General features: G+C 71.7%; 15 protein-coding genes and 1 riboswitch. Of the genes, 10 read left to right on the top strand and 5 right to left on the bottom strand.

Annotation, left to right across the window (positions count from 1 at the left end; all coding sequences use genetic code 11):
• Positions 1–16 precede the first annotated feature (16 nt).
• Positions 17–967 (top strand): aldo/keto reductase, encoded by a 951-nt coding sequence (locus tag ACIBO1_RS05250; RefSeq protein ID WP_396742443.1) that lies wholly within the window; start codon positions 17–19, stop codon positions 965–967.
• A 226-nt stretch (positions 968–1,193) separates the two neighbouring features.
• Here ACIBO1_RS05250 and ACIBO1_RS05245 read toward each other — a convergent pair whose 3' ends face one another.
• The gene (locus ACIBO1_RS05245) at positions 1,194–6,971 is read right to left on the bottom strand and encodes a ThuA domain-containing protein (RefSeq protein WP_396741682.1); all 5,778 of its coding nucleotides are present in this window, start codon (positions 6,969–6,971) and stop codon (positions 1,194–1,196) included.
• Positions 6,972–7,363: 392 nt separating this feature from the next.
• A riboswitch (TPP riboswitch) is annotated at positions 7,364–7,472 on the top strand.
• Between ACIBO1_RS05245 and thiE the strand changes: the two genes are divergently transcribed.
• The 7 genes from thiE (at position 7,467) to thiC (ending at position 13,752) form a co-directional block, all read left to right on the top strand.
• Complete coding sequence (gene thiE / locus ACIBO1_RS05240; protein WP_396741680.1) at positions 7,467–8,093, top strand: thiamine phosphate synthase; 627 nt, start codon at positions 7,467–7,469, stop codon at positions 8,091–8,093. (Overlaps the previous riboswitch by 6 nt.)
• The gene (gene thiO, locus ACIBO1_RS05235; protein WP_396741678.1) at positions 8,087–9,259 is read left to right on the top strand and encodes a glycine oxidase ThiO; all 1,173 of its coding nucleotides are present in this window, start codon (positions 8,087–8,089) and stop codon (positions 9,257–9,259) included. Before thiE ends, thiO begins: the two co-directional genes overlap by 7 nt.
• A 14-nt stretch (positions 9,260–9,273) precedes the next feature.
• On the top strand, positions 9,274–9,474 hold the full coding sequence (gene thiS, locus ACIBO1_RS05230) for a sulfur carrier protein ThiS (protein ID WP_396690286.1): 201 nt from the start codon (positions 9,274–9,276) through the stop codon (positions 9,472–9,474).
• Between the two features lie 5 nt (positions 9,475–9,479).
• On the top strand, positions 9,480–10,298 hold the full coding sequence (locus ACIBO1_RS05225) for a thiazole synthase (RefSeq protein WP_350692847.1): 819 nt from the start codon (positions 9,480–9,482) through the stop codon (positions 10,296–10,298).
• A gap of 59 nt (positions 10,299–10,357) precedes the next feature.
• The gene (locus ACIBO1_RS05220; protein WP_396742441.1) at positions 10,358–11,083 is read left to right on the top strand and encodes a thiamine phosphate synthase; all 726 of its coding nucleotides are present in this window, start codon (positions 10,358–10,360) and stop codon (positions 11,081–11,083) included.
• 269 nt (positions 11,084–11,352) lie between these two features.
• Positions 11,353–12,144, top strand: a complete 792-nt coding sequence (gene thiD / locus ACIBO1_RS05215; RefSeq protein ID WP_350692845.1) for a bifunctional hydroxymethylpyrimidine kinase/phosphomethylpyrimidine kinase — start codon at positions 11,353–11,355, stop codon at positions 12,142–12,144.
• 15 nt (positions 12,145–12,159) lie between these two features.
• Positions 12,160–13,752 (top strand): phosphomethylpyrimidine synthase ThiC, encoded by a 1,593-nt coding sequence (gene thiC / locus ACIBO1_RS05210; protein ID WP_396741676.1) that lies wholly within the window; start codon positions 12,160–12,162, stop codon positions 13,750–13,752.
• Between the two features lie 13 nt (positions 13,753–13,765).
• Here thiC and ACIBO1_RS05205 read toward each other — a convergent pair whose 3' ends face one another.
• The 3 genes from ACIBO1_RS05205 to ACIBO1_RS05195 all read right to left on the bottom strand — a co-directional run bounded on the left by ACIBO1_RS05205 (position 13,766) and on the right by ACIBO1_RS05195 (position 18,198).
• Positions 13,766–16,318: a hypothetical protein gene (locus tag ACIBO1_RS05205; RefSeq protein ID WP_396741674.1), complete on the bottom strand. Its 2,553-nt coding sequence runs from the start codon at positions 16,316–16,318 to the stop codon at positions 13,766–13,768.
• 144 nt (positions 16,319–16,462) lie between these two features.
• Entirely contained in the window at positions 16,463–17,413 is a 951-nt protein-coding gene (locus tag ACIBO1_RS05200; RefSeq protein WP_396741672.1) for an LLM class F420-dependent oxidoreductase, read from the bottom strand.
• Between the two features lie 2 nt (positions 17,414–17,415).
• Positions 17,416–18,198 (bottom strand): ABC transporter ATP-binding protein, encoded by a 783-nt coding sequence (locus tag ACIBO1_RS05195; RefSeq protein WP_396741670.1) that lies wholly within the window; start codon positions 18,196–18,198, stop codon positions 17,416–17,418.
• Positions 18,199–18,466: 268 nt separating this feature from the next.
• Between ACIBO1_RS05195 and ACIBO1_RS05190 the strand changes: the two genes are divergently transcribed.
• Positions 18,467–19,489: an ABC transporter substrate-binding protein gene (locus tag ACIBO1_RS05190; protein WP_396741668.1), complete on the top strand. Its 1,023-nt coding sequence runs from the start codon at positions 18,467–18,469 to the stop codon at positions 19,487–19,489.
• A 105-nt stretch (positions 19,490–19,594) separates the two neighbouring features.
• Entirely contained in the window at positions 19,595–20,455 is an 861-nt protein-coding gene (locus tag ACIBO1_RS05185; protein ID WP_396741666.1) for an ABC transporter permease, read from the top strand.
• A gap of 6 nt (positions 20,456–20,461) precedes the next feature.
• Here ACIBO1_RS05185 and ACIBO1_RS05180 read toward each other — a convergent pair whose 3' ends face one another.
• On the bottom strand, positions 20,462–21,643 hold the full coding sequence (locus ACIBO1_RS05180) for an ABC transporter substrate-binding protein (protein WP_396741664.1): 1,182 nt from the start codon (positions 21,641–21,643) through the stop codon (positions 20,462–20,464).
• Between the last annotated feature and the right edge of the window lie 322 nt (positions 21,644–21,965).

The raw sequence follows: 21,965 nt of genomic DNA, 5'->3' as shown, positions 1-21,965 counted from the left end.
TGATCTCGTGACTGAGATGACCTATCGCCGGTTGGGCGACTCCGGGCTCGTGGTGTCCGTCGTGGGGATCGGCTGCAACAATTTCGGCCGCAAACTCGACCTGGACGGCACCCGCGCGGTGGTCGACGCCGCCCTCGACGTCGGGATCAACTTCTTCGACACCGCCGACATCTACGGCGAGCCGCACGGCGCGTCGGAGGCCCAGCTCGGTGCGGCCCTCAAGGGCCGCCGTGACGACGTGGTGATCGGGACCAAGTTCGGCATGTCGATGGGTGGCGACAACGGACGGGACTTCGGCGTGCGCGGCTCGCGGCGGTACGTCATCCGGGCGGTGGAGGCGTCCCTGCGTCGCCTGGACACCGACTACATCGACCTGTACCAGTTCCACGAGCCCGACCCGGGCACCCCGATCGAGGAGACGCTCGCCGCCCTGGACGACCTGGTCCGGGCCGGCAAGGTGCGCTACCTGGGCAACTCCAACTTCGCCGGCTGGCAGATCGCGGACGCCGACTGGACGGCGAAGACCCGGGGGACCGCCCGCTTCGTCAGCGCCCAGAACCACTACAGCCTGCTCAACCGGGACGCCGAGATCGAGGTGCTGCCCGCCTGCGAGCGGTTCGGTCTCGGCATGCTGCCGTTCTTCCCGCTGGCCAACGGGCTGCTCACCGGCAAGTACAAGCGTGGCGAGGCGCCGCCGGCCGGCAGCCGCCTCGCCGGTGGCGGCCGATACGCCCAGCGGCTCGCCGCCGCCGACTGGGACACCATCGAGGGCATCGAGGCGTACGCCGCCGAGCGGGGGGTGTCGATGCTGCACGTGGCGATCGGCGGACTGGCCGCCCAGCCGGCGGTGACCTCGGTCATCGCCGGAGCCACCACGCCCGACCAGGTGCGCGCCAACGCCGAGGCGGGCAACTGGCAGCCGGGCGAGGTGGACCTCAAGGCGCTGCGCGCGGTGCTCGACCGGTAGGGGACAGCGCACGCGAAGGGGCCCCGCCCGGCGGACAGCCGGACGGGGCCCCGAGAACTCGCTGAGAGCGACCGGCAGTAGGACTGGCGGGGCTGCGGCGCGCCCTGGCACGTCGGCTGGCGGCGTTGTAGTCGTCGGCCATGCAACACCGGCATGGCCTCCTCCTCCGCCTTGCCATCCTCGGCCAGGACCCGCCTCGCCTCCACCGCCCTACTGCCGGTCGCTCTTACAACTTCCGGCCGGGCGCGAGCCGGGTGGGATCGCCACCCAGCCGTCCGGTGCCGGCGACGGACTCGCCGTCGTTGGCGCGTACGCCCGCCTTGCTGGCCGTGCCGCCGAGCCGGACGATCATGGCATCGGTGTCCCGGACCAGCACGTCCCGGATCTCCGCCTCACCGACCAGCGAGGCGTCGGCGGCCAGCCCTCGGAACGCGGTGAGCTGGTTGATCGCCCGCTGGTCGTTACCGGCCGCCTCCGCCGTACGGGCGTTGGAGAGCCGGTTCGACAACTGGGTGTGCGCCCGAGTGGAGAGCCGGCCCGTCGCCTTGAACCGGTCCAGCAGGTTCTGCATGTCCCGGAACGAGGTGGTGACGAAGAACCGGACCGTCGTGGTGGTGGCGTTGCCCGCCTTGTCGGTCGCGGTCACGGTCAACTCGTGCAGCCCCAGCGGCAGCTCGTACATCGCCTGGAGGGTGCCACTGACGTACGGGCGGTCGTCGAGCCGGCCGACCACGGTGGCGATCCCCGAGGTGGGGTCCACCGCCTGCCAGGACACCCGTACGTCCTGGCTGTCGCCGTAGAGCTGGCCGTCGGCGATGCCGGAGACCAGCAGCGTCGGCTTGGTGCCGTCGATCCGGACCACCGCCGACTTGAGCGTCTCGGCGTTGCCGACGTTGTCGGTGGCCCGGTAGAGCAGCTCGTGGGCCCCGTCGCCGCTGATCTCCACCGGCTCGGTGTACGGCGTCCAGTCGCCGCCGTCCAGCGACCACTCCAGCGACTTCACCCCGGACCCGGCGTCGGTCGAGGAGAGCACCACCGGAACGGTGCCGTCGTGCCAGCCCGCGTCGTTCGCCGGGGCGAACGCCGCGGTGCTGACCGGCGCGGTGGTGTCGATCCGGACGTCGACCGTCCGGGTCTCCTCCACGTTGCCGGCCTCGTCGACCGAGCGGAACCGCAGCTCGTGCTCACCGTCCCCGGAGACCGCCACCGGAGCCGTGTAGGCGGTCCAGGTGTCGGCGTCGTCGAGCTGGTACTCGGTGCGGGCCACCCCGCTGCCGCCCTCGTCGGTGGCGGTCAGCGTGACCGTCGTCGGGCCGGTGTACCAGCCCTCCACCGGCGTGCCGGCGACCTCGGCGGTGGTCACCGGCGCGGTGTCGTCGACCGTGCCGGTGCTCAGCCGGAAGTAGTCGAACGACACCTGCTTCGAGGCGGTCTGGTTGCCCCCGAGGGCGAACAGGCCCACCTTCGGGGTCGGCCCGACCGCCGCGTTGGTCAGCTCGGTCAGCGTCGTCCAGGTGTCCCCGTCCGCCGAGTACGACCCGGTCAAGGTGTCGCCGCTGCGAGCCAGCCGCAGGTGCCACACCGACTCGGTCAGGCCCTCCGCGCCGGGCTGCGGGTTCTGGATCACCCCGTCGATCTCGCTGCGCAACTCGATCCGTCGCGACACCGGCGAGCCGGCCTGGTTGTCGACGACGAAGTCGAACTTGACGTAGTTGTCGTCGTCGCCGTACACGATCAACCCGCCCTGCTGGTACTGCTCGTCCAGCAGGCTGCCGTCGACCTTCGTCTCCAGCGTCCAGTCGCCGTCCGGCGCGTTCTGCAGGATGAAGTTCGTCGGCCCGGTGTTGTCGGTGCCGTAGATGTCACCGTTGGGCACGTCGATGTGCAACGCCCCGTCGGCCACGAGGTATGCGGTGGCGTCCTCCCGGAGGATCGCGTTCCACCGGCACTTGTCCAGCGCCGCGCCGGTGAACTCGTCGGACGGGTCGACCGGTCCGGCCGGCTCGTCCGGCGTCACCTGGAACCAGTCGAACGCGGCGTCCACCACCGGCGCGGTGGTACCGCCGTTGAGGGCGAACAGACCGATCCGTGGGTTCTCGATGCCCTCCAGCGCCGCCGCCCGACCGACCGGGGTGAAGGTCAGCCCGTCGGACGAGAGCGCGGCGGTCAGGCTGGTGCCGTCGCTGCTGATCCGCAGGTGGACGGTGTCACCGGCCGGTGCCGCCGTGCTGTCGGCACCCTCGTTGCGAGGCGTACCCGCAGTCTCCCGGATGAACTCCACCCGTCGGCTGCCGTTGTAGAGCAGGTCCACCTTGGCGTAGTTGTCGTCGTCGCCGTAGACCAGCAGACCGGCCTGCTGGTAGTCGGCCGTCACCGGCAGGGTCACCTTGGTGGTCGCCGACCAGGCGCCCGACGGTGCCGGCTGGAGCACCAGGTTGGTGGCGTCGTTGCGGCTGCCGTACAGATCACCGGCCGAGGTGGGCAGGCGTAGCGCGCCGTCGCCGACGGACAGGAGCTGGTTCTCCCGCACCACGCTGGTCCAGCGCTCCCGGTCCAGGGTGGTGCCGCCGAAGTCGTCCGAGCGCGTGCCGACGCAGGAGGTGTTCGGCGCGTCGACCCGGACCGGCACGGTGGCGTACGAGAACGCGCCCCGGCTGTCCGTCACCGTCAGGGTGGCGGTGAAGTTGCCGGGCCGCTCGTACGTGTGCTCGGCCTGGAGCGTGTCGGCGGTGCCACCGTCACCGAAGTCCCACTCGTACGTCAGCGGGGTGTCCCCCTCGGGGTCCACGGCCGTGCCGCCGAACGCGATGGTGACCGGCGCGGTGCCGGTGCCCGGCGTGGCGGTGGCGGTGACCGTCGGCGGGGCGTTGTCGGTGACGCCCTTGCCGACGAAGTCCGCCCAGTTGACGTTGAACAGCGAGCCGGAGCCGCCGCTCGGGTGCCGGGCCACGAAGAACAGCGATCCACTCGCCGGCCCGGTGACCTCTGCGGTGACGTCGGTGTACGTCTGCCAGTCACCGGTGCCCGGAACGGTGGCCGTGGCGACCACCGGTCCGTCGACCGCGCCGGCCCGGACCTCGATCACACCGCCCTGAACGCCCGAGGAGGCGCGGAACCGGATCTCGTCGATCTCGGTCAGGTCGGCCGGGTCCACCGACCACCAGTCACCGTCCTCGATGAAGCTGATGTTCTCGCCGCCGCCCGCGGTGTCGCCGGTGGTCTCCCGCTGCACGCCGGGTTCACCGCCGCCGGTGCCGTCCGCGGTGCGGCCGGTGTCGCTGAAGTACTCGGCCTGCTTGCGCTTCGGCTGGAGGATCTCGATGATCCGGCCGGTCAGCGGGCTGGCGCCGCCGGAGCCACCCTTGTCGGTGTAGGTCGCCTCCAGGACGGTGAAGACGTCCGCCTCGGCGCCGTGCCCGGCGGCGAGCTGGGTCTGCACCGTGCCGCTGCACCCGGTGTGCTGCTCCAGCGGGTGCGCGTGCTCGTCGTGCCCGAGCAGCACCTGGAGCTGGACGTCGGCGCAGTCGATCTCGCCGTCCTCCGGGTCGGTCACCGTGATCGAGTACTTGACCTGGTCGCCCCAGTTGAAGAAGCCACCGTTGGGCGGGAACTCGATCTCCACCGTCGGCGCGGTGTTGCCCACGGTCACCGGGACGTTCGCCACCGCCGTACGGCCGTTGGGGTTGGTCACGGTGAGCTGGGCGGTGTAGTTGCCGGCCTCGGCGTACGTGTGGGTGGGGTTCGCCTCGGTGGAGGTGCCGCCGTCGCCGAACGCCCAGGAGTACGTCAGCACGCCGCCGTCCGGGTCACGTGACCCGGCACTGGAGAACTCGACCGTCAGCGGCGCCGGACCGGAGGTCGGCTCGGCGGAGGCCACTGCTATCGGGGCCCGGTCGCCGGCGATGTAGTCGATCCGGTAGACGCCGGAGTTGTCGTTGTTGCCGCCGAAGCCGCTGCCCCACTCGATCAGGTACATCGCGCCGTCGGGGCCGAACTCGAAGTCCATCGGCCTGATGAAGGTCATCCCGGTGAGCAACTGGTTGATGTCGACCAGTTCCTGCCCGTCGGCGCTGACCTGCATCGTGTACATCTTGGACTGGTTCCACTCGCCGAGCAGCGCCTTGCCGTCGTAGTACGCCGGCCACTTGCGGTCCGAGTCGAGGTCGGCGTCGTACCGGTAGACCGGGCCGCCCATCGGCGCGCCGCCGCCACCGATCTCCGGGAACCGGGGGTCACCCGCGTAGCCGTAGTCGACGGTGGCCGGGATGGCCGGCGGCAGGTTGGTCAGGCCGGTGTTGTTCGGCGAGTTGTTGACCACGGCGGCGCAGTCGAACTTCGGCCCGCTCGGGCCGGACGGGAACTGGTAGTCGTTGTACGCCTGGTTCCCGCCGTGGCAGTACGGCCAGCCGTAGTTGCCGGCCTCGGCCACGATGTTCCACTCGACCAGACCGGCCGGGCCACGGTTCGGGTTGGCCGAAGCGGCGTCCGGACCGTAGTCGGCGACGTAGAGGGTGTCGGTGGCCGGGTCGATGCCGATCCGGAACGGGTTGCGGAAGCCCATGCCGTAGATCTCCGGCCGGGTCTTCTCGGTGCCCGGCGGGAACAGGTTGCCCTCCGGGATGGTGTACGTCCCGTCGTCCTCCGGGTGGATCCGCAGGACCTTGCCCCGCAGGTCGTTGGTGTTGCCGGAGGTGCGCTGCGCGTCGTAGTCGGCACGGCCCGGCCGCTCGTCGATCGGCGTGTACGCGTCCGACTGGAACGGGTTGGTGTTGTCGCCCGTGGCCAGATAGAGGTTGCCGGCCGAGTCGAACGTCATGGTGCCGCCCGCGTGGCAGCAGGTGTTGCGCTGGGTGTCGACCGTCAGGACGACCTTCTCGGAGGCCGCGTCGATCGCGTCACCGCTCACCGTGAACCGGGACAGCACGTTGCGCGCCACCCCGTCGTTGGGCACGTAGTAGAGGTAGACCCAGTTGTTGGTGGCGAAGTCCGGGTCGAGGCGGATGCCGATCAGCCCGTCCTCGTTGCCGGTGAAGACGTCGAGGTCGATGGCGGTGACCGTGTTGCCGGTGTCCGGCTTGACGATCTGCACCCGGCCGTCGCGCTCGATGTAGAAGACCCGGCCGTCCGAGGCCACGTCCAGCTCCATCGGGTTGCTGGTGTTGCTGTCCAGCGTCACCTTCTCGAAGCTGGCGGTCAGCGAGGCGCCACAGTCGGCGTCCTGCACCCCGGCTGCGGTCCGGATGCCGCCGAGCAGGTGGCCGAGGAACTGCGGCTCCGCGTACGACTCGTTGGTGTGGCCGCCACCGGTGTACCAGGCCCGGCCGCCGTCGTAGTCCTGACACCAGGCGATCGGGTGGTCGTGACCCATCGCGCCGGAGCCGGGGGAGTAGCTGGTCTCGTCCAGCGTGGCCAGCACGTGCACCTTGCCGCGCGGGTTGGTCCGGTAGTTGTACCACTCGTCGAACCGGGACCAGCGATCCGGCAGATCCGCCGTGGACGGGTGGGCCGGGTCCTCCACCTTGACCGTGGCCTGCTGGTTGGCCGGGTGGCTGTTGAAGTACGCCCCGACCAGACCGCCGTACCACTCCCAGTCGTACTCGGTGTCGGAGGCGGCGTGGATGCCGGCGTATCCGCCACCGGCCCGGATGTAGCGCTCGAACGCCGCCTGCTGGTCGGCGTTGAGCACGTCACCGGTGGTGGAGAGCCAGATCACGGCCTGGTATCCGGCGAGGTTCTGGTCGGTGAAGGCGGTGCTGTCCTCGGTGGCGTCGACGGTGAACCCGTGTTCCGCGCCGAGCTGCTGGATGGCGGCGATGCCGACCGGGATCGAGCCGTGCCGGAAGCCTGCGGTCTTGGAGAAGACCAGCACCGAGAACGGGTCGGCGTCGGCCTGCGGCGCCGGTGCCTGGGCGACCGGGACGGTCCGGGCGGGGGCGGCCTGGGCGGCGGGTGCACCGGCGAGCGTGGTCGCGGCCAGTCCGAGGGTGAGAAGGGTGGCGGTCATGGGCACGCGCATACGGCGTGGTCGGAACACTCCGGTCTCCTTGATCCTTGCCGGACAGGGGTCGCGGGGGCCGGCTCGCCGAAGACCGTCCCTGATGGAGCCGCAGCCGGAGGGCCGTGCCAGGGCTTCCGTTGCGGCATTATGTCGAATCGCTGAACAAATTAATTCCGCTGAATCGATCCATGGCAAGGTCTCGATGGATAACGTTTCGGCATCGGTGGGCTGTAATTACCGTTTATATGTACGAAGCACGCGTTCCACCGATGAAAGGAGGGGTCCCCTGCTAACGCCTGCGGTATAGGAAGGGACCCCTGCTAACACCTGAGGCAGAGCCGTCGTCCCTGCGGGACGCACCTTGGCAGGTCAGCGGATCTGTCGTACGGTGGCCACGCAAGTGACCCACGGGAGCCCGGTCGACCGGGCTGAGAGGGGGGCTGTGAGCCCCCGACCGTCGAACCTGATCCGGGTAATGCCGGCGCAGGGAGGAGAGTTGCCGTGCCGTCCCTGGGACGACTGCATCTGATCACCGACACCCGGCCCGGGCGGGATCCGCTCGCCGTGCTCCGGGCCGTACTCCCGGTGGCGCGTACCGAACTGCTGGTGCAGGTCCGGGTGGAGGACTCCGCCACCGACCGCGAGGCGTACGACCTGACCCGACGGGTGCTCGCCCTCTGCGCGCCGTACGCGGTCGAATGCCTGGTCAACGACCGGCTGCACGTGGCGTTGGCCACCGGTGCGGCCGGTGGCCACGTCGGTGCGGACGACCTGCCGGTCGCGGCGGCGCGGCAGGTGCTCGGCCCGGCCGCCGTGCTGGGCGCCACCGCCCGCGAACCGGCGACGGCAGCCGAGGCCGTCGGTGCCGGTGCGAGCTACCTGGGCGTCGGACCGTGCCGGGCCACCACCACCAAGGACGGGCTGCCGCCGGCGATCGGCGTCTCCGGGGTACGGGCGGTGGCCGAGGCGGTCACCGTGCCGGTGATCGCCATCGGCGGGGTGACGGCGGCGGACGTGCCCGCGCTGCGCGCCGCCGGGGCGTACGGGGTGGCGGTGGTCGGTGCGCTCTCCGCCGCAGCCGATCCCGCGCGCATCGCGGGCGAGCTGATCGGGGCGTTGACGTGTTAGCAGGGGACCCTTCCTATACCGCAGGCGTTAACAGGGGGCCCTTCCTTCCCCCCGACCTTGCGGTGGTCGGTGGGGGGCCGATCGGGCTGGCGATCGCCTGGCGTTGCGCGGCGCGCGGGTTGCGGGTGGTCGTGCACGATCCCGCGCCGGGCTCGGGTGCCTCGCACGTCGCCGCCGGGATGCTCGCGCCGGTGGCCGAGGCGTACTTCGGCGAGCACGAGCTGACCGCCCTGCTCACCGAGTCGGCCGCCCGCTGGCCGGCGTTCGCCGCCGAGCTGACCGAGGCGACCGGCGCCGACATCGGCTACCGCACCGAGGGCACGCTGATGGTCGGGCTGACCGCAGACGACCTCGCCGAGGCGCGTCGACTCTGGGCGTACCAGCAGGAACTGGGGTTGCCGGTGACGCCGCTGCGCCCCTCGCAGCTCCGCGACCGTGAGCCGGCGCTCGCCGTCCGGGTCCGGGGCGGCGCCCTCGCCGCCACCGATCACCAGGTCGACCCGCGCCGGCTGGTGCCGGCGCTGCGGCTCGCCGCCGAGCGGGCCGGTGCGACGCTGGTTCCCGAGCCGGTGCGGACCCTGGCCGACGTCGGCGCCCGGGTGACCGTGGTCGCCGCCGGCTGCGGGTCGGCCGCGCTCACCGGGCTACCGGTCCGCCCGGTCAAGGGCCAGGTGTTGCGGCTGCGCGCGCCCGACGGCGGTCCGCCGGGCTTCCGGCACGTGATCCGGGGGTACGCCGACGGCGAGCACGTCTATCTGGTGCCCCGCGCCGACGGCGAGGTGGTGGTCGGGGCGACCGTCGAGGAGCGCTCCGACCTGGCGGTCGGTGCCGGTGCGGTGCTGCGGCTGCTGCGGGCCGCGATCGACCTGCTGCCGGAGCTGGCCGAGTACGACCTGGTGGAGGCGATCGCCGGACTGCGCCCCGGCACCCCGGACAACGCCCCGATCCTGGGTCCGTTGCCGGGCCGGCCGGACGTGCTGGTCGCCACCGGCCACCACCGGCACGGGATCGTGCTCACCCCGGTGACCGCCGACCTGATCGCCGACCTGGTGACCGGCGGTTCCCCCGACGCGATCGGCAGCCCGTTCCGCCCCGAACGCTTCGTCGCCGTCGGATCGGGCGAGGGCTTCGGCGCGTCCGGCGACGCCACCCGACCCACTCAGTAAACGGAGGAGTCCTGATGGAGTTGACGGTGAACGGTGTCGGGCGCAGCGTGCCGGACGAGGTCACGGTCGCCGAGCTGGTCCGGGACGTGACCCCGCAGCAGCGCGGCGTGGCGGTGGCGGTCAACGGCGAGGTGGTGCCGCGTACCGACTGGCCGGCGACGGTGCTGCGGGGCGGCGACCGGGTCGAGGTGCTCAGCGCCGCCCAGGGTGGGTGAGCGGGATGGACCGCACACCGTCGATCGACGGGCACGAGACGGACTCCGGGACGAAGGGCTTCGAGCTGGGCGGCGTCCGGTTCTCATCCCGGCTGGTCCTCGGCACCGGCGGAGCCGCCAACCTGCACGTGTTGGAACAGGCCATCCGCGCCTCCGGCACCGAGCTGGTCACGCTGGCGCTGCGTCGGGTGGACACCGTCGCGGTCGGCTCGGGCGGCCTGCTCGACCTGCTGGACCGCTGTGGCGTACGCCTGCTGCCGAACACGGCCGGCTGCTACACCGCCGGTGAGGCGGTGAAAGTGGCCCGGCTGGCCCGGGACGCGTTCGACACCGACTGGGTCAAACTGGAGGTGATCGGCGACGAGCGCACGCTGCTGCCCGACGGGGTGGAGTTGCTGCGCGCCGCCGAGGAACTGGTCGACGACGGGTTCACCGTGCTGCCGTACACGTCGGACGATCCGGTGCTGGCCCGGCGGCTGGCCGACGTGGGCTGCGCGGCGGTGATGCCGGCCGGCGCGCCGATCGGTTCCGGGCTGGGCGTCAACAACCCGCACCACATCCGGCTGATCCGTCAGGACGTGACGGTCCCGGTGATCCTGGACGCGGGCATCGGCACCGCCTCGGACGCGGCCCTGGCCATGGAGCTGGGCTGCGACGCGGTCCTGCTGGCCAGCGCCGTCACCCGAGCCGCGGACCCGGTCGCGATGGCCACCGCGATGCGGTACGCGATCGAGGCGGGCCGCCTCGCGTACGGCGCGGGACGAATTCCGCGTCGCTTCCACGCGCTCGCCTCCACCCCCGACGACGGTCGACCCGACCTGTGACCCGCCACCTCGCCGATCTTGGTGCGAAACCGACCCTCCAGAGGCCGTTTCGCACCAAGATCCAACCGGTCTCGGGTGTGGTGCTGCTGACGGATCGCCGGGCGGTGCGGGGGGACCTGTGCGATGCGGTGGCGCAGGCGGTGGCCGGGGGAGTGCGGTGCGTCATGCTGCGCGAGAAGGACCTGCCGCGTGCCGAGCGCCTGGTGCTCGCCGCCGAGCTACGACCGATCCTGGCCGAGGCGGGCGGCATCCTGATCGTGGCCGGCCCCGACCCACTCCTGCCCGAGACCGAGCCCGCCCCACGGATCCCCAGCACCTTCGGCGGGGCATTCGTCGCGCTCCACCTTCCGGCCGCCGGTCCGTACCCGCCACCCGTCGCCGACCTGGTCGGCCGCTCCTGCCACGACGAGGCGGAGCTGGACCGACTCACCACCGAGGACTACGTGACCCTGTCACCGGTCTTCCCCACCCGCAGCAAACCCGGCTACGGCCCACCGCTGGGCCCCGACGGTCTGGCTGCCCTGGTGGGTCGCAGCCCGGTGCCCGTTCTCGCTCTCGGCGGCATCGAGACTCCCGCCCAGGTCCGCGCCTGCCTGGAGGCCGGCGCCAGCGGCGTGGCCGTACAGGGCGCCATCATGCGCGCTCGAAACCCTCGGCAGGTCGCCACCACCCTCACCACCGCCCGCCACGAGCTACTCCAGACGAGTTCGCCCCAGACCCCCCACCGCACCGGCCCCGCCCCCGCCCCCCAAAGCCCCGCCCCTACCACCCCGGCCCAGCGATGACCCCCACCCCGCCCCGCCGGCCCCACCCGAAGCCCTCACCCGCCCCTCGGCAGGCGTCGCCCACGAAGCCCCACCCCGCCAGCCTCTCCCAAGGCGGGACACCCGAAGCCGCCACCGATCCGTCTCGACGGGCGTCGACTACGACGGGGCTGCGGCCGACCGTGCCCACGCAGGGATCAAGCCTGACCGCCCGGAGTGGGCACGGTCGGCCGCAGCCCCAAACCGCAACCCAAGCAAGAACAAGCCAAGAACAAGCCAAGAGGAGACACGTGAGAACCCCAACGACCGTCCTCACCGTCGCCGGTTCGGACTCCGGTGCCGGTGCCGGCATCCAGGCCGACCTCAAGGTCTTCGCCGCGCTCGGCGCGTACGGCACGAGTGTGCTCACCGCCGTGACCGCGCAGAACACCCGGGGCGTGGACGCGGTGCTGCCGTTGCCGCCACAGACGGTCAGCGACCAGTTGGACAGCGTGTTGTCCGACTTCACGGTGCGCGCGGTCAAGACCGGGATGCTCGGTACGCCGGCCGTGGCGGGTGCGATCGCCGAGGCGGCGGCGGCCGGTCGACTGCCGCAGCTCGTGGTCGATCCGGTGCTGGTGGCCACCAGTGGACACCGACTCGGGGTGGTGGAGGCGGTGGAGCGGCTGCTCCCGTACGCCCGGGTGGCGACGCCGAACAGCGCGGAGGCCGCCGCCCTCACCGGGGCGCCGGTGACCGGCGTGGCGGAGATGACGGCGGCGGCGCGGGCGCTGGCGGCGGGCGGGGCCGAGTGGGTGATCGTGACCGGCGGTGACGTGGACACCGGCGACGAGGCGGTGGACGTGCTGCACGGCCCGGACGGCACGACGGTGCTGCGGGCACCCCGGGTGCCGACCCGGCACACCCACGGCACCGGTTGTTCGTTCTCGGCGGCGACCGCCGTGCGGCTGGCACTGGGCGATCCGGTGCCGGTGGCGGTCGCCGCCGCTAAGGAGTACGTGACCCGCGCGCTGGCCGGTGCGCGGGACTGGGAGTTGGGCGCGGGACGCGGCCCGATGGACCACTTCGGCTGGTCCGCTTAGGCGAGGGAGGCTGTCATGCAGGCACGTCGCAAGGTCTATGTCGAGGGTTCGCGACCGGACGTCCGGGTGCCGTTCGCGGAGGTGGAGCTGACCGGGGACAACCCGCCGGTCCGGCTCTACGACACCGCCGGTCCGGGCTCGGACCCGGAGGTCGGCCTGCCGCCGCTGCGGGGGCCGTGGATCGCCGAGCGGGGCGACGTGGCCCCGGTACGCGGTGCCGGCACCCCGTTGGGCGGGGTGGACGGCAAACGGCCGACGCAGCTCGCGTACGCGCGGGCCGGGGTCGTCACCCCCGAGATGGAGTTCGTGGCGATCCGGGAGGGGATGACGCCGGAGTTCGTCCGGGACGAGATCGCGGCGGGTCGGGCGGTGCTGCCGCTGAACATCAACCACCCGGAGTGCGAGCCGGCGATCATCGGCAAGGCGTTCCTGGTCAAGGTCAACGCCAATATCGGCACCTCGGCGGTGACCTCCTCGGTGGCCGAGGAGGTGGAGAAGCTGACCTGGGCCACCCGGTGGGGCGCGGACACCGTGATGGACCTGTCCACCGGCAAGCGGATCCACGAGACCCGCGAGTCGATCGTGCGCAACTCGCCGGTGCCGATCGGTACGGTGCCGATCTACCAGGCGTTGGAGAAGGTCGGCGGCGACCCGGTGAAGCTGACCTGGGAGGTGTTCCGGGACACCGTGATCGAGCAGGCCGAGCAGGGCGTGGACTACATGACGGTGCACGCCGGGGTGCTGCTGCCGTACGTGCCGCTGGCGGTCGACCGGGTGACCGGCATCGTGTCGCGGGGCGGTTCGATCATGGCGGCCTGGTGCCTGGCGCACCACGAGGAGAACTTCCTCTACACGAACTTCCGGGAACTGTGCGAGATCCTGGCCCGCTACGACGTGACGTTCTCGCTCGGCGACGGGTTGCGGCCCGGCTCGATCGCGGACGCCAACGACGAGGCCCAGTTCGCCGAGCTGCGGACGCTGGGCGAGCTGACTCGGATCGCCTGGGAGTACGACGTGCAGGTGATGATCGAGGGTCCGGGCCACGTGCCGATGCACAAGATCAAGGAGAACGTGGACCTCCAGCAGGAATGGTGCCACGAAGCGCCGTTCTACACGCTCGGTCCACTGACCACCGACATCGCGCCCGCGTACGACCACATCACCTCGGCCATCGGCGCGGCGATGATCGGCATGTTCGGCACGGCGATGCTCTGCTACGTCACGCCCAAGGAGCACCTGGGGCTGCCGGATCGCGACGACGTCAAGGCGGGGGTCATCGCGTACAAGATCGCGGCGCACGCGGCGGACCTGGCCAAGGGGCACCCGGGCGCGCAGGCCTGGGACGACGCGCTCTCCAAGGCGCGGTTCGAGTTCCGGTGGGAGGACCAGTTCAACCTCTCGCTGGACCCGGAGACGGCGCGGTCGTACCACGACGCCACGCTGCCCGCCGAGCCAGCGAAGACCGCACACTTCTGTTCGATGTGCGGGCCGAAGTTCTGCTCCATGAAGATCAGTCAGGACCTCAAGGAGTACGCCGCCCGGGGGATGCAGGACAAGTCCGAGGAGTTCCTCGCCTCCGGCGGGCGGGTCTACCTGCCGTTGGCCTGACGCTCGCGGCCGGCTACTCCCGATGGTGCCGGCCGGTCGGCCGCAGCCGTCGGCGGGTCTCCTTCGGGAGCGGCTCGTCGTCGGACGACGGGCGGCCGAGTCCGGCCACCCAGTCCACGTACTCCTCGTCCTGCTCGGCCAGCGGTTCCTCCTGCTCCGCGGGGTCGGTCTCCGCGGGGCGGGGCCGGCTACGCCGGAACAGGCCCCGCCGGCCCTTCTCACGGTCGTGCTTCTGCGGACCTGGCTCGGCGCGCGGGGTCGGCGGTTTGGTGAACGCGGCTGTCAGGTCGCGGGCGGCCGCCGCCGGGTCGGTGGAGACAGCCGGTGCCGAGCTGGCGAAGGCCGCCGAGACGTCCCGGGCGGCGGTCGCCGGGTCGGCACCGGCGCTCGACTCGACCCGGTCGGTGGCGCCATCCGCATCCGACGGTCCGGCGGTGCCCGGCCCGGTCGGTGACGCGGCCTCGTCCGCCGGGTCGGGGCGGCGGGCCGGTGCGAAGGCGTTCCAGGTATCCGTCGTGTTCAGGTCGGGCATCGGGAGCCGGTGCCGGGGCCAGGGCGCGCTCTCCGGCCCTTCGACCGGACGGGCGGCCGGTGTCACGGCGCTGCCCGGTAGACCGCCGCTGCCCGGCGCGTCGGCGTGGACAGTCGGACCAGGATCGGTTCCCGGGGGTACGGGCGTGGCGTCGGCGGCATCCGTACCACCGGCCTGGCTGGGTACCGAGGTCCGGTCCGTGTGCTCGGTCGGGCTCGGAGCGTCGAACGGGCTCGGCGATCGGGTCTGGTCGCCGTCCCGGGTCGCGGGCACCGCTCGGTTCGGTGCCTGGGCCAGGGGGCGCGGTGTGCGGGTACGTCGGGGTGCCCGGTCCGCCGTGCCCGTCGCCGGGGTGAGGTCACCGCCGTCGCCTACCGGGTCGGGTCCGGTCGCACCGCTCGCCGGGTCCGTCGCGTGCACCGCGAGGGCCGGCGTCCCGACGACGGCGGAACTGACAGTGTCGGGGCGGACAGTGTCGGGACCGCTGACGGTGGACCCGCTACCGATTGGTCCGGCGGCGGTGGGTCCGGCGGCGGTTGGGTCGGTGCCGGCGGGCACGACGGTGGTTGGGCCGACGGTGGTGGCCGTGTCGAGATCAGAGGTCGTGGCCGCGTCGTGGTCGGCGGTGTCTGCGGCGCGGGTGGCGGAGTCGGAGTCAGCGGCAGGGGAGGTGCCGGACGCGGTGTCGACGGAGGCGGGTTCGGCCGCGGTGGGACCGGCGTCGACGTCCGACTCGTCCGGTCCGCTGACGCCGATGGTCGACGGGGCGCCGATGGTCGACGGGGCGCTGGCGGGCGAGTCCTCGTATGCCGCGAGGGAAGCGGTGCCGTCGACGGCCGGTGCGACGTCACCGTCGATGGTCGGGCCGGTGGCGGGGGGAAGTCCGGGTCCCGGCGCGGTCTCGGATGCCGGCGCGATCGGCAGGCTGCCCGGCGCGGCGGGCACCGGGGGAGCCGGCTCACCGGGCCAGTGCCAGTGGGGTGGCGACGTGTCGCCGGTGACGGGCAGGTCGGGCCTGGTGTGCGTACCGCCGGGCGGGTCGTCCACCACGACGGCACCGGCGGCTGCCTCCGTGCCGGCACCTGTGCCGGCTGGGCGGTCGGGCTGCGTCGGCAGGGTGGGGGAGGCCGGCAGGGGCTGGAGGATCGCGGTCGGTTCGATGGCGGTCTCGGCGGTGTCGCGGTCGAGGGCGGCGATGGGGAGCAGCGCGGCGGCGGCCGACCCGAGGGCACCGACCGCGACCGCGATCAGGGCGCCGTAGTAGGGCGCGAGTTGGTACCGGTCGCTCGCGTCACCGGGCCCGGCGGCCAGGTAGGCGAACGCCACCAGGATCGGCCCGGCCACCCCGCTCGGCCCGCTGATCAGCGGCGGCTGGCCGCGCCACCGGGCCAGGGCACCGGTCGCGGCACCGGCCAGCAGGCTGAGCAACGGCAGGAGGAGCAGGGCCAGTCGCTGCGCCGCGTCGGCGGAGAGCCAGCTCGGTTCCAGCACGCCGAGGCGTACCGGGGTCAGTGGCCCGGTCGCCGCGAGCGACGGCGCGACCGACAGCAGCGCGAGCAGCCAGACCGTGCCGGCGATGCCGGCCATGTTCCAGGCGAAGGCGCGCCGGAGCAGGGCGGCCAGCGCGGCGCCCGCGCCCACCACCGCACCGAGGACGGCGCAGATGGCGACGGCCCAGACCGGGTCGACCGAGACGAGTTCGACAGCGCGGGCCGGTCGCATGCACAGCGGTGCCACCACGACGGCACCCAGCGCGGCGCTGCACGCCACGGCCAGTTGGCGATGCGTACCGGTGAGCCCGCCGTGGCGCTCGGCGAGACGTTCGGTGAGTACGGCGCCGACGACGGCGGCGTTCGCCGCGAACCACCCGGCCCAGACGAGTTGGGCCGGCCACTGGTTGACGGTGGTGCCGGTGAAGGCACCGGTGAGGCGGAGAATGCCGAAGCCGAAGGCGACGCCCAGCTGACCGGCGGCGGCCAGCAGGCTGACGCCGAACGCCGTGAGCAGTAGCCGGCTCAAGGTCCGATGGGCCATGGTCGGCACGTTACGGTCCGTGGCGGCCGATCGCCACCGGCGCGCCGTGGGACGGCTGCTACCTGCGCCCGGCGGGTCTACTTGAGCTCGACCAGGCGAGCCGGGTATGTCGTGTCCCCGACGTTGGTCAGCATGTGCGGCGCCTCATCGGGTCCCCGGCAGTCGGGGCAGCACCTCGGCCGCGATCAGCTCCAGGTGGTCCAGGTCGTCGAGGTCGACCAACCGCAGGTGTACGCGGGCGGTGCCGACGGCGGCGAACTCGCCGATCCGGTCGACCAGTTGTTCCGGAGAACCGACCACCGCCTCCTCGGGCGGGAGGGCGCTGGTCACGTGCAGTGGTGCCGCCCGTCGTCGGGCCTGGGCGTCGGTGCGTCCGATCGCCACCACGATGCCGGCGGAGAGCACCAGCGGTGCCCGGCCGGTGCCGGCGCGGTCGACGCGGTCGCACGCCTCGCGTACCCGCTCGTAGGACTCGGCGGTCCGGGCGACGTCGGTGAAGGGCACGTTGAACTCGTCGGCGAAGCGGGCCGCCAGGTCCGGGGTGCGCTTGGGACCGCGTCCGCCGATGATGATCGGCGGCCCCGGGCTCTGCACCGGCTTGGGTAGCGCCGGGGCGTCCACCAACTGGTAGTGGTCGCCGCTGTAGCTGTACGTGCTGCCCGACGGGGTCAGCCACAGTCCGGTGAGTACGTCGAGCTGCTCGGTGAGCCGGTCGAAGCGTTCGCTGGTGCCGGGGAACGGGATGCCGTACGAGGTGTGCTCGCGGGCGTACCAGCCGGCGCCGATGCCCAGCTCGACCCGGCCGCCGCTCATCTGGTCGACCTGGGCCACCATCACCGCGAGCGGGCCGGGCAGCCGGAAGGTCGCGGAGGTGACCAGGGTGCCGAGCCGGATCCGGCTGGTCTCCCGGGCGAGCGCGGCGAGCGTCAGCCAGGCGTCGGTCGGGCCGGGCAGCGCCGGCCCGTCGCTCATCGACTGGTAGTGGTCGGCGCGGAGGAAGCCCTCGAAACCGCCGTCTTCGGCGAGTCGGGCGAAGCGGAGCTGGTCGTCGTAGCTGGCGCCCCGGTGCGGCTCGGTGAAGACGGTGACCCGCACGGTTACCTCAGCGTGCCAGCGGCCGCCGGGTGGTCCCGCTCCATGAGCAGCTCGTGCAGGTCGGCGCTGACCTGGGCGACCTCCGCCAGGTGCGCGTTTCGGCCAAGGGTACGGGGACGGGGGATGGTCACGTCGACGATCTTGCGGACCCGGCCGGGGCGCGGGCTGAGCACGACCACCCGGTCCGCCAGCAGCACCGCCTCGTCGATGGAGTGGGTGACGAAGACGACCGTGGCGCGGTTGCGCATGTGCACCCGCTGCAACTCCCCGGACAGTTCCTCCCGGGTGAGCGCGTCCAGGGCCGAGAAGGGCTCGTCCATCAGCATCACGCGGGGATCGCCGATCAGGGACCGACACAGCGACACCCGCTGCTGCATGCCGCCGGACAGCTCGTGCGGCAGCCGCTTCTCGAAACCAGCCAGCCCGGCCACGTCGAGTAGTTGCCGGGCGCGCTCCCGGTAGTCGGCGCGCTTCCAGCCGAAGATCTCCACCGGCAGCAGGACGTTGTCCAGCACCGTGCGCCACGGCAGCAGGGCCGGCCGCTGGAACAGCATGGCGATGTCCCGGCGCGGCTTGGTGACCGTCTCGCCACCCACGGTGACCTGGCCGGAGGTGACCGGGATCAGTCCGGCGATCAGCCGGAGCAGGGTCGACTTGCCGCAGCCGGAGCGACCGAGGATGGCGACGAACTCGCCGTCGGCCACGTCGAGGTTGATGCCGCGCAACGCCTCTACGCGCCCGCTACGGCCGTCGAAGGTGCGTGACACCTCGGACAGGCGGATCATCTCCGGCGGCCTCCCTGAGTGGGTAGTCAGGATTCGGTGCAAAGGTTAGCGGTCTCCACCGTTATCTCACCGTCCGGGGTGGAGGTGAGTTGTTTCCGTTCCGCAACCCGGTATGCCTGGCGTCGCAAAGGTGGGGTTCTCGTACGCTGTGCCCGCGAAGAGTCCCCTCGATACGCGGTGTCGGCTTCCGTCCCAGGCTGCCGGTACCGCCCCAACATCCCCTCCCGGAGGCCCGCGACGCCCCGGTGGGAAAGGACAAGGTGTACTGATGAGAAGGCTGACCCGTACGGTCGCCGCGGCCACGATGGCCACCGCGCTCGCCCTGGTCTCCGCGTGCAGCAGCGGCTCGGACGATGCCGACGAGAATGTCGGGTCCTCGCTGGAGCAGGTGACCTACCTCACCTCGTTCGGCAACTTCGGGCGTGACTCCTACGCCTGGGTGGCGAAGGAGAAGGGCTTCTTCAAGGACGCCGGTTTCGACGTCGAGATCAAGCCCGGCCAGGGCACCAACGGTGTGATCCAGACGATCGTCGGTGGTCAGGCGCAGTTCGGCCCGATCGACCTGACCGGCGGCCTGCTCCAGCTCGGCAACGGCGAGGCCAAGGACTTCGTCGCGGTGGCGGCGATCCAGCAGCGCACGATGGCCGCCATCGCGACCGTCGAGGGCACCGGCATCAGCACGCCGAAGGACCTGGAGGGCAAGAAGCTCGCCGACGCCCCCGGCTCCGTCGTCCGGAACCTCTTCCCGACGTACGCGCGGCTGGCCGGCATCGACTACGAGAAGGTGACCTGGGTCAACAGTGACCCGCAGAGCCTGATGGGCACGCTGGCCGCCGGCTCGGTGGACGGCATCGGCCAGTTCGTCGTCGGCCAGCCGACCATCGAGGCGGTGACCAAGAAGAAGGCCGTCCTGCTGCCGTACAGCAACGTCATGCAGGACCTCTACGGCATGGTGCTGATCACCTCGAAGCAGATCGCCACCGACAAGCCGGACATGGTCAAGCGGTTCACCGAGGCACTGCTCAAGGGCCTGGAGTACGCCCTGGAGCACCCGCAGGAGGCCGCCGAGATCCTGGCCAAGAACGTCGAGGCTGTGGTGCCCGCCGCAGCTGCCGCCGAGTTGGAGCTGATGGCCGGGTACGTCCGCTCCAGCAACTCCGGCACCGCCCTGGGCGCGCTGGACAGTGGCCGGGTGGCCAAGAGCATCGCGATCCTGCGAGGCGCCGGTGCCCTGAAGTCCGACCTCAGCCCGGACCAGATCGTCGACTTCAACCTGGCCCCCAAGGCCTGAGGTCGACCAGTCCGTTTCAGTTCCACCACGGGGTACGCCGTGCCGGTCAGCCGGTACGGCGTACCCCGATCCCGCGTCTGACCACCCGAACCGCAGGAGGATCCGATGACCGACGTCCGCTCACGGCAGCCGGAGGCGGCACCCGCCCCGGAGCCGGCTCCGGCCGCACCACGTGGCCGGCGGTGGCGGCCGGCAGACCTGCGGGACGGCGCGACGGCCGCGCTGCTGCCGGCCGCCGGCCTGCTGGTCGCGTTCAGTGTGTGGTGGCTGGTCGCCCGGCTGGAGCTGGTCCACCCGGCCGCCCTGCCGCCGCCCGGTGACGTGCTGAACGCCTTCCGGCTGGGTCAGGACCGACTGCTCGAACACACCATCACCACCACCGGCGAGATCCTGCTCGGCTTCCTGCTCTCGGCGGTGGCCGGCGTGCTGATCGGCCTGTCGTTGGCCGCCTCGCGGACGGTCGAGCGGATGTTCACGCCGCTGCTGGTCGCCGTCAACGCGGTCCCGAAGATCACCCTGGGGCCGCTGCTGGTGGTGGCGCTCGGCTGGGGTCAGAAACCCATCCTGACGATGGTCTTCCTGCTCTGCTTCTTTCCGATCGTGCTCTCCACCGCGACCGGCCTGACCACCACCTCGGCCGAGTTGGCCGAGCTGGTCCGGTCCTGGAACGCCTCCCGCTGGCAGGCGTTCCGCAAGGTCCGCTTCCCGGCCGCGCTGCCGCAGATCTTCATCGGGCTCAAGGTGGCCATGCCGTTGGCCGCGATCGGCGCGGTGATCGGCGAGTTCCAGGCCGGTGAGGCTGGTCTCGGCTTCGTCATCGTGCAGTACGCGGGCATCGGCGACACCGCCACGGCGTGGGCGGCGATCATGCTCGTCGCCCTGGTCAGCATCCTGCTGTACACCGTGTTGGCGTTCGTCGAGCGTCGCAGCCTGCCGTGGGTGCGCGAGACCACCTCCAGCCGCTGAGCTCGCTCAGCCCGCCAGGCGCCACCGACCGTTCCGGGCGACCAGCGTGGTGAGCGCCTGCGGCATCAGCCCGGAGTGGTTGTCCGGCGTCATCCGGATCGGTCCGGACAGGCCGTCCAACTGGGACGTCTCCAGCACGTCGCGGAGGCCGTCGCGGTTGACCTGTCCGACCGGTCCGCCGGAGCGCAGTTCGGCGTCGGCGATGAGCTGGACGGCGTCCGCCGCGAAGGACGACGAACCGTGGTAGCCGCCGAAGCGGGCGGTGTAGTCCTGGAACCACTGGCGGCGGGCCGCCTTGGCCGGGGTGGTGGCGATGACATCGTCGATCACCATGGTCTGGGTGAACACCAGGGTCGCCCGCTCCGCCGCCCGGGAGGCCGACCCGAGGAAGAGGTCGCCGGCAGCGGCGGCGTCGAGGTACAGCGCCCCGGTGAAATCGGCCCGCTTCACCGCTGCGGCGGCGAGCATCGCCTGCTCCGGCGAGGTCCAGATGATGACCCCGTCCGGGTCGGCCGCGGCCAGCGTGGCGGCCTGCCCGTCCACATCGGTGTCCGTGCCCCGGACCGAGGCCTGGGCCACCACCCGGATATCGGCGTTGTCGAACTCGCGCTGGAGCGCGGCGACGCCCTCCCGGCCGTACGTGTCCTCGGTGTGCAGAATGCCGACCGTGTCGATGTTCCGCCGACGCAGTTCGACGGTGAGCGCGTCGGCGCTGTCCGCTGCGTTCGGTGCCAATTTGAACACGTACCGTCGTTCTGCGACCGGACTGGTGATGGCGCCGGCGGCGGCGAGCGCGATGGTCGGGATCTGCTTTTCGTTGATGGTGCGCACCGCGCCGACCGCACATTCGTTGCAGCCGCCCATGATGATGGCGCTGACCGCCGAATCGTTGCTGAAGTCCGCGATGTTTCGCAGCGACTCGCTGGCGTCGGAACGATTGTCCTTCACCCGCAGATCGATCGAACGGCCGTTCAACGCACCCGACGCGTTCAACTGCTCGACCTTGAGTTCCAGCGCCTGCCGGTAGGCCTTGCCGACTCCGGCCGCCGCTCCGGAGAGCTCCAGGTCGGCGGCGATGACGATCGGGCTCGTGTCCTTCGCCTCCCCGCCGAACTGGCAGCCGGCGAGCAGAGAAGCCAGCAGGGTGGATGCGAGCGCCGTGGCGGTCGCGGAGCGGAAGGGGGTCAACTCAGTCCTCCTGGTGTGGCGCGGGCGGGGCCCGGTCACTGGTGGCGGCAACCGTCCTCAGTGGATAATTGGGAAGGGTCTGCCGTACCGTGTGCGCGAAGCCTGCAAAACCTTGCCAATGCCGGGCGCTGCGGTCAAGCGGGACCACTGGAGGCGTTTCGGGACGCCGATCCCACATGTTGGGGTAACCAGATGTTTTCCGTTGCTTACTGTGGCGACATGCCTCGCCACTCTGGAGTTACATGCCCTGTTCAGGGCGCTGTGGAAATGTAGGTATTAGTTGACCGGATCACGGGATGCGCGACGTCCGACCGATTCCTGC

Source organism: Micromonospora sp. NPDC049903 (genome assembly GCF_044460945.1).
In the GTDB taxonomy this organism is placed as follows: domain Bacteria; phylum Actinomycetota; class Actinomycetes; order Mycobacteriales; family Micromonosporaceae; genus Micromonospora.
Note: the sequence above shows the minus strand (reverse complement) of the source record. Positions and strands in the feature narration are given on the sequence as shown.